At 70.9% G+C, this 14,499-nt stretch carries 14 protein-coding genes and 3 tRNA genes; 7 read left to right on the top strand and 10 right to left on the bottom strand.

Annotation, left to right across the window (positions count from 1 at the left end; translation table 11 throughout):
- Positions 1-376: 376 nt before the first annotated feature.
- Positions 377-973, top strand: a complete 597-nt coding sequence (locus OG587_RS45600) for an HD domain-containing protein (protein WP_329085253.1) — start codon at positions 377-379, stop codon at positions 971-973.
- 33 nt (positions 974-1,006) lie between these two features.
- Here the strand turns inward: OG587_RS45600 and OG587_RS45595 are convergent, their stop codons facing one another.
- The 7 genes from OG587_RS45595 to OG587_RS45565 all read right to left on the bottom strand — a co-directional run bounded on the left by OG587_RS45595 (position 1,007) and on the right by OG587_RS45565 (position 5,037).
- A complete protein-coding gene (locus OG587_RS45595; RefSeq protein WP_329085252.1) occupies positions 1,007-1,438 on the bottom strand; it encodes an antibiotic biosynthesis monooxygenase family protein in 432 nt (143 codons plus the stop codon).
- Between the two features lie 61 nt (positions 1,439-1,499).
- Positions 1,500-2,081, bottom strand: a complete 582-nt coding sequence (locus tag OG587_RS45590) for a hypothetical protein (protein ID WP_329085251.1) — start codon at positions 2,079-2,081, stop codon at positions 1,500-1,502.
- Positions 2,082-2,086: 5 nt separating this feature from the next.
- Complete coding sequence (locus OG587_RS45585; protein WP_329085250.1) at positions 2,087-2,899, bottom strand: DUF6286 domain-containing protein; 813 nt, start codon at positions 2,897-2,899, stop codon at positions 2,087-2,089.
- Positions 2,896-3,531: an Asp23/Gls24 family envelope stress response protein gene (locus OG587_RS45580; RefSeq protein ID WP_329085249.1), complete on the bottom strand. Its 636-nt coding sequence runs from the start codon at positions 3,529-3,531 to the stop codon at positions 2,896-2,898. The genes OG587_RS45585 and OG587_RS45580 overlap by 4 nt, the downstream gene beginning before the upstream one ends.
- Positions 3,528-3,716, bottom strand: a complete 189-nt coding sequence (locus OG587_RS45575; RefSeq protein WP_329085248.1) for a hypothetical protein — start codon at positions 3,714-3,716, stop codon at positions 3,528-3,530. Before OG587_RS45575 ends, OG587_RS45580 begins: the two co-directional genes overlap by 4 nt.
- On the bottom strand, positions 3,713-4,159 hold the full coding sequence (locus OG587_RS45570) for a hypothetical protein (protein ID WP_329085247.1): 447 nt from the start codon (positions 4,157-4,159) through the stop codon (positions 3,713-3,715). The genes OG587_RS45575 and OG587_RS45570 overlap by 4 nt, the downstream gene beginning before the upstream one ends.
- A 383-nt stretch (positions 4,160-4,542) precedes the next feature.
- Entirely contained in the window at positions 4,543-5,037 is a 495-nt protein-coding gene (locus tag OG587_RS45565; RefSeq protein ID WP_443075366.1) for an Asp23/Gls24 family envelope stress response protein, read from the bottom strand.
- 233 nt (positions 5,038-5,270) lie between these two features.
- Between OG587_RS45565 and OG587_RS45560 the strand changes: the two genes are divergently transcribed.
- On the top strand, positions 5,271-6,047 hold the full coding sequence (locus OG587_RS45560) for a fumarylacetoacetate hydrolase family protein (protein WP_329085246.1): 777 nt from the start codon (positions 5,271-5,273) through the stop codon (positions 6,045-6,047).
- 28 nt (positions 6,048-6,075) lie between these two features.
- Positions 6,076-7,407, top strand: coding sequence for a glutamate--tRNA ligase (gene gltX, locus OG587_RS45555; RefSeq protein ID WP_329094216.1), 1,332 nt, complete (start codon positions 6,076-6,078; stop codon positions 7,405-7,407).
- A gap of 152 nt (positions 7,408-7,559) precedes the next feature.
- Here the strand turns inward: gltX and OG587_RS45550 are convergent, their stop codons facing one another.
- Both OG587_RS45550 and OG587_RS45545 read right to left on the bottom strand, forming a co-directional pair.
- On the bottom strand, positions 7,560-9,257 hold the full coding sequence (locus OG587_RS45550) for a carboxylesterase/lipase family protein (RefSeq protein ID WP_329085245.1): 1,698 nt from the start codon (positions 9,255-9,257) through the stop codon (positions 7,560-7,562).
- Between the two features lie 123 nt (positions 9,258-9,380).
- The gene (locus OG587_RS45545; RefSeq protein WP_329085244.1) at positions 9,381-11,360 is read right to left on the bottom strand and encodes a M3 family metallopeptidase; all 1,980 of its coding nucleotides are present in this window, start codon (positions 11,358-11,360) and stop codon (positions 9,381-9,383) included.
- A 175-nt stretch (positions 11,361-11,535) separates the two neighbouring features.
- Here OG587_RS45545 and OG587_RS45540 point away from each other — a divergent pair.
- From OG587_RS45540 to OG587_RS45525, 4 genes are all read left to right on the top strand, one after another.
- Positions 11,536-11,607: transfer RNA gene (locus OG587_RS45540), tRNA-Gln, on the top strand.
- Between the two features lie 62 nt (positions 11,608-11,669).
- A tRNA-Glu gene (locus OG587_RS45535) sits at positions 11,670-11,745 on the top strand.
- Between the two features lie 13 nt (positions 11,746-11,758).
- Positions 11,759-11,831, top strand: a tRNA-Glu gene (locus tag OG587_RS45530).
- A gap of 187 nt (positions 11,832-12,018) precedes the next feature.
- The gene (locus OG587_RS45525) at positions 12,019-12,531 is read left to right on the top strand and encodes a PaaI family thioesterase (protein ID WP_329085243.1); all 513 of its coding nucleotides are present in this window, start codon (positions 12,019-12,021) and stop codon (positions 12,529-12,531) included.
- 75 nt (positions 12,532-12,606) lie between these two features.
- On the opposite strand, the gene OG587_RS45520 is transcribed toward OG587_RS45525, so the two are convergent.
- Entirely contained in the window at positions 12,607-14,346 is a 1,740-nt protein-coding gene (locus OG587_RS45520; protein ID WP_329085242.1) for a hypothetical protein, read from the bottom strand.
- Positions 14,347-14,499: the final 153 nt, after the last annotated feature.

The raw sequence follows: 14,499 nt of genomic DNA, 5'->3' as shown, positions 1-14,499 counted from the left end.
ATCATGCTGTCCGAATCCCAACAAACCGGTCAAGCTGGGATGGTCTCTTCTGAAACATCGTTAGCAACTAGATGCGGGTCTCCCAGTTTCCTCACAGCGTTCACAGCTTTCACAGCGGTCACCGGATCCACAGGGGCCACCGGATCCACAGCGGTCACCGGATCCACAGCGGTCACCGGATCCACAAGGGTCACGGCGTGCCAACTGTCCGTGCTGTCCGTGACACTCTCGCTCTCCGCGCCGTCCGCGCTGCTCGCGCCGGGCTCCGTCCTCGCGGCACGCCGATGAGCCCCCGCCCCTCCCGTGGCGCGATTCCATCGATCGATGTCCCTCCGATCACTCGCGGGCGCCGCCGCGTTTCGACAGGCTGAGGGGCATGAGACTCGCCGACATCGTCATCCCCGATACACCGGCCGCCCGTGGCGCGCTGGAGGTGGCCACCGCCTACTGCTCACCCGCCCTGCTCAACCACTCCGTCCGCGCTTACCTGTGGGCGGCGGCTTATGGTGCGATGAACGGCGTCACCTTCGACGACGAGCTGCTGTACGTCGCGTCGATGATGCACGACATCGGCCTGGTCAAGGAGTTCGACAGCCACACCGTGCCGTTCGAGGAGGCGGGCGGCCACGTCGCGTGGGTCTTCGCCGCCGGGGCCGGGTGGCCCGTGGAGCGCCGCGTACGCGCGTCGGAGATCGTCGTACGCCACATGTGGGACAAGGTGGACCCCGAGCAGGACCCCGAGGGTTACCTGCTCGAACTGTCCACCGGGCTCGACATCTCCGGGCGGGGGCCGGAGAACTTCCCGGCGGAGCTCCGCGCCGAGGTGCTGGCACGCCACCCCCGGCTGGGGATCGGCCCGGAGTTCACCGCGTGCTTCGTCGACCAGGCCGCGCGCAAGCCGGACAGCCCGGCCGGGCGGTTCGTCCGTTCGGGGGTCGCCGGGCGCATCGCCGCCAACCCCCTGGACGGCTGAGGGCTCCTCGCGGGACCGCCCTCTCGTCGGCGGTCAGGCTCCCGACGCGGGACCGGTGCTCTGGACGACCTCGAAGGACCACAGCTCGGCCCCGGTGGCGGCCGGCTGCCCGTGGCCGTGGCCCTCGGTCGGCCCCTGGTGCCCCTGACCGTGTCCGTGGCCCTGGGCCCCGCTGTGGGCGTTGCCGTGCCCCTGTCCCTGGCGTCCCTGGCCGGCCTCGGCGGCGGCCTGGGCGTGGCCCCGCTGGAAGGCCTGGCTCTCGGTCCAGCGCCTGAAGTCCTCCTCGGAGCGCCAGCGGGTGTAGACCAGGTACCGGTCGCCGCCGTCCACGGGGCGGAGCAGCTCGAACCACTCGAACCCGTCCGCGGACTCGACGATCCCGGCCCGCCCGGAGAAGCGGCGTTCCAGCTCCTCGCGCATCTCCTCGGACACCGTCAGCACGTTTATCTTCACGACCGAAGGCACATCGTCTCCTCGAAGCGTTGGTTTCCCTGATCACTCTATGATCGACGCTCCGTCACGCGGGTCAGACGACGGTCCTCGGACGGCGCGGCGCGTCCGCCAGGCTCACCCGGGCGACCGTGGGCATGCGCCCGGTCTCCAGAGCCTGGCGCATGTGCGGGATGACCACCCCGCCGAGCTGCTCGCGGACCGCGCTCATCGGCGCGTCCTCGGCGACCACCATCCGCATCCGTACGGCCGGGTGCTCGCTCGTGCCGATCACGTCGGCGGTGGCGTTGATGATCGCGGGGTGCGTGCCCGCCTCGGCGGCCGCCGCGTTGGTGACGCTTCCCGTGTCGACCTCGGTGACCCCGGCGGGGCCGCCCTCCAGGCGCATGCCGCTCAGCTTCCCGCGACGTCCCTGGGTCAGCAGCCAGCGCAGGCCGAACAGCGCGAGCACGATGCCCGCCGCCGCGATCACCCACCACAGCCACGGGTCGTAGGTGGCGAACGGCTGGCGTACCGAGCCGTCCACGAGCGGGCTGCGTGCGGGCACCCGGGGGAACGCCCCCGCGCCGCGTGCGATCGTCAGGGCGCTGAGGATCATCAGCGCCAGTCCCACGATCAGCAACCCCAGCCGGTTGCCCCGGGCGGTCTTGTCGTCCATGGTGCTCACTTCTCTCGCAGATACACGCGGACGGGATACTTCCAGACGGGGGAGAGCGCGGTGATCCGCATGGTCACGGCCTCCCGTACGGCGTCGGCCAGCCCGCGGGTGTCCCGCATGCCGCTCTCGGCCGCGACGTGCACGGCCTTCCCCCGCAGCCGTACCCGGGCGCGCTCGATCCCCTGCACCTGCTCGGCCGCGTGGGCCAGCGACCGGGTGAAGCCCCGGCGCTGCATGCCGATGGCCAGGTCCTTGTCCCCGGTCCTCACCGGGATCAGCGTGGGCCGCCCCGGAATGATCGCGAGCAGCACCAGCAGCAGGCCGAGCAGCCCGGCCAGTCCCGCGCCCGCCATCACCCGCGGGTCGTTCCACGGTGTCGACGTCGCCCAGGACAGGAGCCGGTCGTACGGCACCAGGCGGAGCGGGCGGCCCAGCAGTGCGGAGATGACCTCCAGCGCGAGGAGGAGGCCGGCCAGGGTCATCAGGACGGCCGTGATGACCGAGGGGGTCACCCGGCGCGGGCGGAACGCCCTGACCGCCGCGCGGTCCGCGGAGGCGTCCTTCGCCACCGTGCCGTATATCGGCGGCGCCGGTTCCGCCGTGCCGTACATCGGCGCGGTCTGCTCCGCGGTGCCGTATGCCGGTGGTCCGGCGGGTTCCGCGGCGCTGTATGTCGGCGGTCCGGCGGGTTCCGCGGTGCCGTATGCCGGTGGTCCGGCCGGTTCCGCCGTCTCCGCACGGGGTGCGGCCGGCGTCTCACCGGTCGGTTCCGCCCCGGGGACCGGCTCCGCCGGGTCGGGTACCTTCCTGGCCATCATCGCTCCTCACGTAGCGGGACGATGTCCTCGGTGGGGGCATCGGCGGGATCGCCGGCCCGCTCCGGGCCCTCGGCCCCGGCCCGCCCGGTGTGGCGCGCCGGGTCCTCCGCCGAGCTCTCCGCCGAGTCCTCCCCGGCGGCCGGTACGGCGTCCCGGGTCCGCGAGGTGTCGCGGGCAGGGGTCACGCCGGTGACGGTGATGTCGATGTAGCCGACGTCCTTGCCGGTCAGGGCCATGACCCGTTCGGCGACGTGGCGTCTGACCTCCTCGGCCACCTCACGGATCGGGGCCGGATACTCCACCGTCACGTCCAGCTGTAGCGTCGCGAGCTCACCGTCGAGGGTGGCGCGGGTGCCGCCGCGAAAGGACAGCGGCCCCCGCTCGCCGACCTCCCCCACCCGTGCCACCTCTCCGGCCGCGTGAGCCGCGATGCGCGACACCACCCGGTCGGATATCTCGGTCCTGCCGCGTCGCTCGGCCGGTACGCCCCGCGGTGACGGCTGGGCGGGTACGGCGGGCAGTCCGGACCGCCCGCTCTCCGGAAGACCGGAGTCCCCTCGCCGTGCGGGAGGGGGATCCGGATCCGCGGCCGTCCCCGAGGACGGGGGACGGTGCTCGACGGGGGTGTTCATCGCCGTCTCGCCGCCAGCCGGGACAGGTCGATCTCTCCGGTCTCCGCGAAGCGGCCGATGAGGAGTCCGACGGCGCCCAGTACGAGCACCAGCAGGAACGCGCCGAGGCCACCGAAGGCCGCGGCGAAGCCCAGAAGGACACCGACGATCGTGCCGACTACGGACCACACTGGGAAACTGCTCATCTCAAACCTCCGATATGGACGTTTACCGGCCGATCGCCCACCATCGGGGCGACCGCCGTTCGCACTTCGTCGGCGATCTCCGGTAGCGGGCGTCCCAGCCTGACGACGACCGAGACCTCCACCTCGTTCTCGCGCAGCGCGACACCCGGCAGCCGTTCGCCGGGCAGGTAGGTCGCCACGGTCCCGAACGGCCCGCCCGACAGGTCCGCGACGTCGGGGCAGCGCAGCACGACGTCGGCGATCCTGTGCGCGAGGCTGGCCGCCTCGCGGGTGGGGTCCTCCGGTTCGCGGGCGACGGCCGTCCCGCGCGGTGGGCTCGCCGTCTCCCGGGGATCCCGGGGCGCGTCCGCCGTGCCCCCCGTCCCGCGCGCGGGACCCGGCGCGGTCGAGGTCGCGGCGGTCGCCCCTCGGGCCGGGGCCTCCGGCTCGTGCGGGGGCCTCACCGTTTCCCTGGTCTCCCGGCTCGGACCCGTTTCCCGGCTCTGGCCGGGCGGTTTGCGGGCGGGATCCTCCGGCCTGCGCGTGGGCGCGGCCTTCTGCCGGGGTACGGCCGGCCTGCGGGACGGATCCTCGGGTCTGTGCGCGGGTATGGCCGTCGCCGGTGTCGGGACGGCCGATCTGCGGGTGGGATCCTCCGGCCCGCGCGCGGGCGTCTCGCCGCCGGATTCCCCGTGCGACGCGGGAACGTTCGTCCCGCGACCGGGTTTCCCGCTCTCGGGCGCGGGCGTCCCGCGGCCGGGATCCGCCGGCGCCGGGGGCGTGACGGTCTCGCGGCCCGGGTCCTCGCGCTCGCGACCCGGTCCCTTCGCACCGCCTGCCGGGCCTCTCACTGGACGCGGGGCTCCGGCTCGGACGACTCCTCCGGCCTGCCCTTGTCCTGGCCGGGCATGTGGACGTCGGAGACCTTGATGTTGACCTCGGTGACCTCAAGCCCGGTCATGCGCTCGACCGCCGTGATCACGTTGCGGCGTACGGCGGCGGCCAGGTCGGGGATGGCGACCCCGTACTCGACGACCACTTCCAGGTCGGCGGCGGCCTGCCGCTCACCCACCTCGACCGATACGCCCTGGGTGGCGCTCTTGTCGGCGCCGACCATTCCGCGTACCGCGCCGAGAGCCCGCGCCGGGCCCGCGCCCATGTTGTACACACCAGGGATCTCCCTGGCCGCGAGGCCCGCGATCTTCGATACGACCCCGCTGTCGATGGTGGTGGTCCCCTTTGGGGTGACCAGGCCACTCTGGGATCCGGGACTGTCGGTGCGCGCCCGGGGCACCGTGGCCTCGTCGCCCTTGGGCCTGTTCACCGTGCTGGCTTCAGTCACGTCCGTTCCTTCCCCCGAAGGAAGACCCTCTGGTCCCCCGACGCTTCTGAGGCGGTCATACCCCTCATATACATACAAATCAGGACATAGCTTTTCTTGGGGCAAACATGGCGGTATCGATAAAATCGGATTTGTAGTTATTTTTGGGTGCATATGTCTCCGACTTCCGGGTGGATGGGGCGGGGCCCGTGGGTACGGTCCGGCGGGACCCGGAGCGCGACTAGCCTTGTCGTGTGCGTATAGCGAGGTTCTCCACAGGAGACGGTGTCGGGTTCGGGGTGGTCGAGGGAGGCCCGGGGGAGGAGTTCATCTCCGGGATCTCCGGTCACCCGTTCGGGCCGATCCAGTTCACCGGCGAGCGATACTCGCTCTCCCAGGTCAGGCTGGTCGCGCCCATGCTGCCAAGCAAGGTCGTCGCGATCGGCAAGAACTACGCCGACCACGCCCAGGAGATGGGCGGCGAGGTCCCCGACGAGCCACTGGTCTTCCTCAAGCCGTCGACCTCGGTGATCGGCTCGGGTGAGGCCATCGCCTACCCGACGACCCTTTCCCAGCGGGTCGACTACGAGGGGGAGCTGGCGGTGGTGATCGGCAGGCTCTGCCGCGAGGTGCCCCGCGAGCGGGCGCACGAGGTCATCTTCGGCTACACCTGCGCCAACGACGTCACCGCGCGGGACCTGCAGAAGAAGGACGTCCAGTTCACCCGGGCCAAGGGCTTCGACACCTTCTGTCCCCTCGGCCCGTGGATCCAGACCGAGCTCGACCCGAGCGACGTCGGCATCGTCACGTCGGTGAACGGCGAGATCAAGCAGAGCTCGCGCACCTCCAAGCTCATGTACGACATCCCCGCGCTGATCGCCCACGTGAGCGCGGTCATGACCCTGATCCCCGGCGACGTCATCCTCACCGGGACCCCCGAAGGGGTCGGCCCGCTCAACGTCGGCGACGAGGTCAGCGTTTTCATCGAAGGAATCGGCACTCTCAGCAACCGGGTGGTCTCCCGTGATTAGGGTTCGCTTCGCCCCCTCGCCGACCGGCATGTTCCATGTCGGCGGCGCCCGCTCAGCCCTGTTCAACTGGGCCCTGGCCGAGCAGACCGGCGGGAGGTTCGTGCTGCGCATCGAGGACACCGACGCCGCGCGCAACCGGCCGGAATGGACCGAGGGCATCATCTCGGCGCTCGCCTGGATCGGAATCAACGAGGACAGCCCGATCTTCGAGGGCCCCTACTTCCAGTCGTCGTACGAGAAGCAGCACCGCGAGGCCGTGGCCGGGCTCGTCGCCGGGGGCCGGGCCTACTACTGCACGTGCGCCCGCGACGAGGTGAAGGCGCGCACCGGCTCCGAGCACCAGGGCTACGACGGCTTCTGCCGCGACCGGGGCCTGACCGAGGGTGCGGTCCGCTTCCGCACCCCCGACGAGGGCGTCACCGTGGTCCAGGACCTGGTCCGCGGCACCGTCGAGTTCCCCAACAACGCGATGGAGGACTTCGTCGTCGCGCGCGGCGACGGCTCCCCGCTGTTCGTGCTGGCCAACGTCGTCGACGACGTCGAGATGCGGATCAGCCACGTGGTCCGGGCCGAGGAGCACCTGTCCAACACCCCCAAGCAGCAACTGCTCTGGGAGGCCCTCGGCGTCACCCCGCCCACCTGGGCGCACGTGCCGGTCATCGTCAACGAGAAGCGCCAGAAGCTGTCCAAGCGCCGCGACAAGGTCGCCCTGGAGTCCTACCGCGAGGAGGGCTACCTGGCCGAGGCGATGGTCAACTACCTGATGCTGCTCGGCTGGGGCCCCGGCGACGACCGGGAGATCATGCCCTGGGCGGAGATGGTGCCGCTGTTCAAGCTGGAGGACGTCAACCCCTCGTCGGCGTTCTTCGACGAGAAGAAGCTCCGCGCGTTCAACGGCGAGTACATCCGGGCGCTGCCCCTGGAGGAGTTCGTCACCCGCTGCGAGCCCTGGCTGGAGCCCGGCTGGGACCGCGCGACCTTCGCCAAGGTCGCCGAGCTCGCCCAGACCCGCATCGCGGTCCTGTCCGAGATCACGGCGAACGTCGACTTCCTCTTCCTGGACGAGCCCGTCTTCGACCAGGCGTCATGGGACAAGGCGATGAAGAACTCCGCGGTGGAGATCCTCACCGGCTATCTCGCCCGCCTGGAGACGGTCGACATGGACCCCGAATCGCTGAAGACCGCTCTGGAGGAGGTCGGCACCGAGCAGGGGCTCAAGCTCGGCAAGGCCCAGGCCCCCGTGCGCGTCGCCGTCACCGGCCGGACCGTGGGCCTGCCGCTGTTCGAGTCGATCGAGGTCCTCGGCCGCGAGCGCTCCGCCGAGCGCCTCCGCGCCGCCCTCGCGAGGCTCCAGGCCTGACCGGACCTCGCGGAGCATCAAGGCCCGCCCCCGGGAATCCACCGGGGGCGGGCCTTCGCTTTCGATCAACGGTCACCGGGTGGCCGGAGCCACGGGAGAAAGATCGGGAAGGGAACCCGGAGGAACGCCCTCCTCCCGCGCCCTGTCCGGTCTCAGCCTCCGGCCCGGCTTCCGTCCCCCCGCCCGGCGAGCTCGTCCCAGAAGGCGAGGTTGTGGGCCGAGGCACGGTCGAAGGGCTTGACACCGCCCCTTCCCGGGGCCAGTTCCTGCACGTACGGCGTGCCGTCGCCGGGGTGCACGCGCTTCCAGGAGGGCAGGCCCGGCCGGTTCGGGTCGCCGACGGCGGCGAACCGGGACCAGTAGTCGATCATCATGTCGCCGAGCCGCCGCTGCTCGGTGGTGAGCGGGGCGGACTCCCAGCTCACCCCGAACAGGAACGACAGCTCGGAGCCGTGTGCGGCCAGCGGCCTGACGCCGTGCTTCAGCGGGAAGAGCGCGGGCGCCGTACGGTCGGTGAACTCGTAGGAGAAGGTCGGCACGTGCCGGGCGAACTGCCGGTCGGTGTTGCGCGCCTCCCAGGCCCAGTCCAGGTCACTCATGATGGCCGCCACCGCCTGGAGGGGCGGGCCGTCGTGGGCGTCCAGCGGATATCGGGCCAGGACGTCGGGGCCCGCGGCGCCGAACTTCTCGTTGAGGGCGGGCTCGTACCCCTCCGCCGGCATCGGCTCCCCGAAAATCAGCGACGTGAACATCGTGCCCTCGTCCCGGGTGATGCCCGTCAGCACCGGCACCCGGTGGAAGCGGCCCTCCTGGAGCACCTTCGCCGGATCCTCGGGCAGCACCGCGTTGCCGTACCCCGGGAGCGGGAGGGCGGGCTGGGCGAGCAGGTCGGCCACCGGCTTGTCCCGCAGGCAGGCGGGCGCGGTCCCCGGATCGGCGCATCCCACCAGGGTGGCCAGATACTGCCCGTAGCCCTCGTAGGAGTCCCTGGGCAGCCAGAAGGGGACGTCCATGACCGGCCGCAGCGGGGTGCCCTCGAAGCTTCCCGCCCCGCACGGGGTGCTCTGGGTGATCGCCCGGTGGAACAGCCCCGCCGCCGAGGGGGAGGTGAGCTGCGCGCACACCGAGTGCGACCCCGCGGACTCGCCGAACAGGGTGACGTTGCGCGGGTCGCCGCCGAACGCCGCCGCGTTGCGCCGCACCCAGCGCAGGGCCGCCTGCTGGTCCTCGATCCCGAAGGCCCCGGAGTTCTCGAACCCGGGGTACCCGAAGAACCCGAAGATCCCCAGCCGGTAGTTGACCGTCACCACCACGACGTCGCCCCGCACGGCCAGCCTGCGGGCGTCGTAGTCGCTGCCCGCCCCCTTCGTCAGGCTTCCGCCGTGCAGCCACACCATGACCGGCCTGGAACGGTTTCCGGCGCTTCGCGCGGGCGTGGTCACGTTGAGATAGAGACAGTCCTCCGCCTCGCTTCCGGGCAGCCCCCAGACGTCGGCGGTCTGCGCGCACCGGCTGCCGGGCGCGCCGGCGTCGCGCACCCCCTGCCACGGGGCGACGGCCTGCGGTGACCGCCAGCGCAGCTCCCCGACCGGGGGCGCGGCGTACGGGATGCCCTGGAAGATCCGGTGGTCACCGGCCTCCGAGCCCCTCACCCACCCGGCGTCGGTACGGACCATCGTGCCCGTGCCGGTGGAGGTCGAGGAGGCCGGTGAGGTCACGGCCGAGGCGGCGGCGCCCCGCGTGTCGTGCCCTTCCCCCCGAGCCGCGGCCGGGGTCGCCACTCCCAGCGACAAAGCCCCTGCCAGACCGGCGACGAGCGCGGCGCGGATCCTGTTCCATGGTCGTTTCATGGCCTTTACGATGCCCGCCGGGCGCGCCGCGCGCACTGGCCCTGCGATCATCGCCGGGGTGTGGTTTCCCACACCCCGGCGATGCGCGAAGGGCCACCCGGGCGGGAGATCGCGCCGGAGGGGCTACGTCTGCAGGCCGCGGCGCTTCAGCAGGGGCTCGATGCGCGGATCGCGCCCGCGGAAGTCGCGGAAGGCGTCCATCACGTCCCGCGAGCCGCCGACCGACAGCAGGGTGGAGCGGAAGTGGTCGCCGTTCCCGCGCCCGAGGCCGCCGTTCTCCTCGAACCAGTCGACGCTCTCGGCGTCGAGCACCTCGCTCCAGATGTAGGAGTAGTAGCCGGCGCTGTAGCCGCCCACCCCGCTGAAGAAGATGTGGGCGAAGTAGTTGGTCCGGTAGCGGGGCCGGACGAGGTCGAAGGCGATCCCGGCGCGCTCCAGGGCCGCGTTCTCGAACGCCTCGGCGTCCTCGACGGTCTCGCCCCGGGCCAGCTTGTGCCAGGACCAGTCGAGCAGCGCCGCCGCGAGGTACTCGACGGTGGCGAAGCCCTGGTTGAACTTCTCGGCTGCCTTCATCTTCTCCAGGAGCTCCGCGGGCACCGGCTCGCCGGTCTCGTGGTGCCTGGCGAAGTTGGCGAGGATCGACGGCCAGGTGGCCCACATCTCGTTGACCTGCGAGGGATACTCCACGAAGTCACGCGGCACCGCCGTGCCGGAGACCCGGGGGAAGCGCACGTCGGAGAACAGGCCGTGCAGGGCGTGGCCGAACTCGTGGAAGGCGGTGTTGACCTCGTCGAACGTCAGCAGCGTCGGCCCCTCGGCGGGCTTGGTGATGTTGAGGTTGTTCATCACCACGGGCCGCTCGTCGAACAGGTGCGACTGGTCGACCAGGTTGTTCATCCAGGCGCCGCCACGCTTGGTGGGCCGGGCGTAAGGGTCGAACAGGAACAGGCCGAGCGGCGAGCCGTCGGCGTCGAACACCTCGAAGACCCGCACGTCCGGGTGGTATCCGGTCAGGTCGTCCCGCTCGGAGAAGGTGATCCCGTACAGCTCGCCCGCCGCGTGGAAGACACCGTCGCGCAGCACCCGGTCCAGCTCGAAGTACGGGCGCAGGTCGGCGCCGTCGAAGTCGTACCGGGCCTTGCGCACCCGCTCCGCGTAGAAGGACCAGTCCCACGGCTCGATGGGGAAACCGGCCTGCTCGCTCAGCGCCTCGGCCTCCCGGCGGGCGTTGGCCATCGCCGGGCCCACCAGCTTGCCGAGCATCTCCTCGACGGCCTCGGTGGTCTTGGCCGTCTGGTCGGCGACGGAGTAGGCGGCGTGGCTGGGATAGCCGAGCAGCGCCGCCCGCTCGGCGCGGAGCGTCGCCATCCTGGCCGCCGGCTCGAAGTTCTCCGGAGCCCGGCCCGTGGACAGCTCGTACAGCCTCCTGCGGGTCTCCCTGTTGGTCAGCTCCGCGAGGGCGGGCTGGTTGGTGTGGTTCAACAGCGCCAGGACGTACGAGCCGTCCTTCTCGATCGCCTTGATCGTGCTCTCGGAGAGGCCGTCCAGCAGCCCGGCGTCCTCGACGACCAGCGAGGAGTCCGTGGAGGCCGTCAGCAGGTTCTGGGAGAAGGTCGTGGAGAGCCTGGTCAGCTCCTCGTTGAGCTCCCTGAGGCGCTCCTGGTCGGCCTCGGACAGGTCGGCCCCGGCCCTGACGAAGTCGACGCGGTACTTCTCCAGCAGCCACGCCTCCTCGGCGTCGTCGGTGGTCACCTGTTTGATCCGGGCGTACAGGGAGTGGTTCAGGCGGATGGAGTCGGCGTGCCGGCTCAGCCTGGGGGAGACCTGGGTCTCGATCTCCCGGATGCCGTCGGTCGCGTCGGAGGCGGAGACGCTGAAAAAAACGGTCACGGTCCGATGGAGGATCCGTCCCGAGCGCTCCAGCGCCTCGATCGTGTTGGCGAACGTCGGGGGCTCCGGATTCTCGGTGATCTCCCGCACCTCACGCAGCTGGTCGGCCATGCCGCGCTCGAGGGCGGGAAGGTAGTGCTCCTCCCTGACCTGGGCGAACGGCGGCAGTCCGTAGGGAAGCTCGCTGGGGGTGAAGAACGGGTTGTCGGTCAAGGCGGAAACTCCTCACATGCGGCTGGATCTCTCCGGCAGCGTTACACAGTTGACCTTCATGGCGGCAGCCCGGTGATACCGCGATTCGGCCCACGGCAATCGTTTTGGTCTTGACCCCCAACCTGGGCTATTCTTTCGGAGTCGCCAGCGAGTCCCGCAAGGGGGTCCAGCGCGGTGGGGTATGGTGTAATTGGCAACACGGCTGATTCTGGTTCAGTTGTTCTAGGTTCGAGTCCTGGTACCCCAGCTGCATCTTCCCTGGAAGATGCCGCAGATTCGGTCCCCTCCGAGTCTGATGACAGTGTGTAGGGTCCCGTCGTCTAGTGGCCCAGGACGCCGCCCTCTCAAGGCGGTAGCGCCGGTTCGAATCCGGTCGGGACTACCACTGTCTCTCGCAAGGCTCCGTCGTCTAGTGGCCTAGGACGCCGCCCTCTCAAGGCGGTAGCGCCGGTTCGAATCCGGTCGGGGCTACACCGCGAACCCCGGAAGCAACCGCTTCCGGGGTTTTTGCATTTCCGGATTTCTCGAAACTCCCGCGCTCCCCTTCGCGTTTTCGGGCTTCCTCGACGAGCGGACGCCGGTGACGGCCCGCTCATCCAATACTGTGCAGGGTACGTAATCCGTACTCAGGTACGACCCCCTCGCGATGGTGGAGCCCATGCCGACGACGCCCCAGACGCAGCCGACGATCTCGCGGACCCACTCCTGGGCGCCGCCGACGGTCCCCGCCGACGTGGCGGAGCTGTCGGGGCTGGAATTCCTGGAGCGGCTGGTCGACGGCCGCATCGCCCCGCCGCCGATCGCGGGCACGCTCGGTTTCCGGATAACCCACGTCGAGCGCGGCCTGGCGGTCTTCGTGGGGGAGACCGGCGAGCACCTCTACAACCCGCTCGGAAGCGTGCACGGCGGCTATCTCGCCGCCCTGCTCGACTCGGCCCTCGGGTGCGCGATCATGAGCGAGCTGTCGCCCGGCACGGCGTACACGACCGTCCAGCTCGGGGTGAACATGGTCCGGCCGGTCTACGCGAACACCGGGCCGCTGCGCTGCGAGGCCAGGACGCTGCACGTCGGCCGGACCGTCGCGACCTCGGAGGCGCGGATCGTGGGTGAGGGTGACGGCAGGCTGTACGCCCACGCCACCACGACCTGCGCCGTCTTCCCGATGCGCTGACCCCCGGTCCCGGACGGCCTCGTCTCCGTTCCCGGAGCCGGGCGACCGGCTCCGGGAGGGAACGGGACCGGAAGGCTAGTTCTGCCCCGAGCGGGCCTTGAACAGGGCCCGCTTGGCGGCCTTGCCCACCTGCTTGTCCGGGTGGGCCTTGCCGATCGCCTCCAGCAGCTCCTCGAGGTGCGGGTGCGGCACCTTCCAGATCACCTCGAGCAGGCTGACCAGATTCGGCACGTTGCCGATGTCGTCAAGGCTGCTGACGAACTCCGGGCGGCCGAGACCGGCGGAGATGGTCAGCATGTCGAGGATCAGCCAGTGGGTGTCGGCCTGGGTGGGCGTGGGAGCGTCCTCGACGCCCAGCTGGGCCAGGTGGGTGGCCGCGTACGGGCGCAGGGACGGCTCGTCGAGGGCCTCCCGCCACGCGGGCACGGCCACGTCGCCGAGCGAGCCGACCATGCTGGCCGCCTGGACCCGGATCAGCGCGTCCGCGTCGTCCTCGGCCGCGGCCTCCAGCAGGTCCCTGGCGGCCTGCTCGGGGGCGCGCAGCTCCATCCAGGCCGCGAACTCGGCGTCCGCCTCCTCCTCGGGAAGCTCGGCGCCGAAGGAGAGCAGGTCGAGGGCCGTCATCGCGTCGATGGCGGGCCGGGCGTCCAGCTCGATGTCGGCGTCGTCCACGAGATGGACCACGCCCTCCATGCCGAGCGGCGTGAGCCGCACCTGGTCGTGCTCGACCTCGACCATGCCGTATCCGGTCAGCCAGTCGAGCACGGGGTTGAGCGGGTCGCCGTACTGCGCGGTGGCGGCGGTCCAGGCCTCGGCGCCCAGATCGTCGTACTCGGCGACGGCCTCGGCCAGCTCGGCGCGGAGGTCGGCCAGCGGCTTCGAACCCGTCGCCAGCAGCACCCGGACCAGCAGCGCCCTGGTCAGCCCGGACAGGGCGATCGTGGCCTCCTCGTCCTCCAGCTCGGGGTCGCCGTAGTCGATGGAGTGCAGGCCCGCCATCCACGCGTCGAGGGCGTCGTCGTCCTCCTCGAAGGGCCACTCCGCGGTGTCGGCGTCGACGCTGACGGTGTCCTCCCCCTCGGGTTGGAGGAAGTCGAGGTCGATCGCGAGGTTCCAGATGTTCCAGAGCGCGGGGACGGAGTCGGCCAGCGACGCGCCGCCCTTCTCGGGGACCGGGAACCCCAGGACCGCCAGGGCCTCGACGATCTCGGTGTCGTCGAGCAGGCTCGTCTCGCCCACCTGGCGCTCGGAGCCGACCCAGACCGCGAGGTCGCGGGCCTTGGCGATCAGAGTCGTCCTTCGGGTGGCCGCGGCCAGCTCGCTGTCCGGGCGGAGCCTGATCGTCGGCAGCTCGGAGAGCTCGTCGGCGAACGGCTCGAAGTCGCCGAGCCCCTCGGACTCCTCCTCGACGTACTCCTCGTCCTCGTCCTCCTCGACGACGAGATCCTCCATCGCGTCGACGAAGTCGTCTTCGAGGCGGTCGAGCTCGGCGAGCAGGTCGTCGAGCGAGGCGGAGCCCTTGGCCAGGCGGTCGGACTCCGACAGGAAGGTCAGATAGGCGCGGATCGCGGGCATCATGCCGTCGGCGGCGGCGTCAGGGTCCTCGACGACCTGTGGCATCCGATCGAGGAGCACCGTGCGGAGGTCGGACTGCTTCCACCGGCCGACGTCGTCGGAGGCGATCAGGCGGTGCCACAGTGCGACAGAGCCGACCAGGTTGGAATCGCTGCCGGGTGCGTTCTCACGCGCCCAGAGGATGAAGTTTTGGAGCAGGGGACGCAGTTCAGCCGCGGCTGCCTCGATGCGATCTGTCACCTTCCCAGCCTAGGGGGCCGCAGGGGTGCTCGCCTCCTCATATCGCCCGCCGATCGGCCGGTGTCAGCCGGCGCCGCTCCTCCGGTCCGGCGATCCGTCCTCCGGGGGCGGGCGCGGCCCTCGGGAACGGCGGTCGCCGGCGCGGTTCTCCGG

Origin of the sequence: Streptosporangium sp. NBC_01469 (assembly GCF_036227305.1) — a bacterium.
Taxonomy (GTDB): domain Bacteria; phylum Actinomycetota; class Actinomycetes; order Streptosporangiales; family Streptosporangiaceae; genus Streptosporangium.
This window is presented reverse-complemented; position numbering and strand designations above follow the sequence as displayed.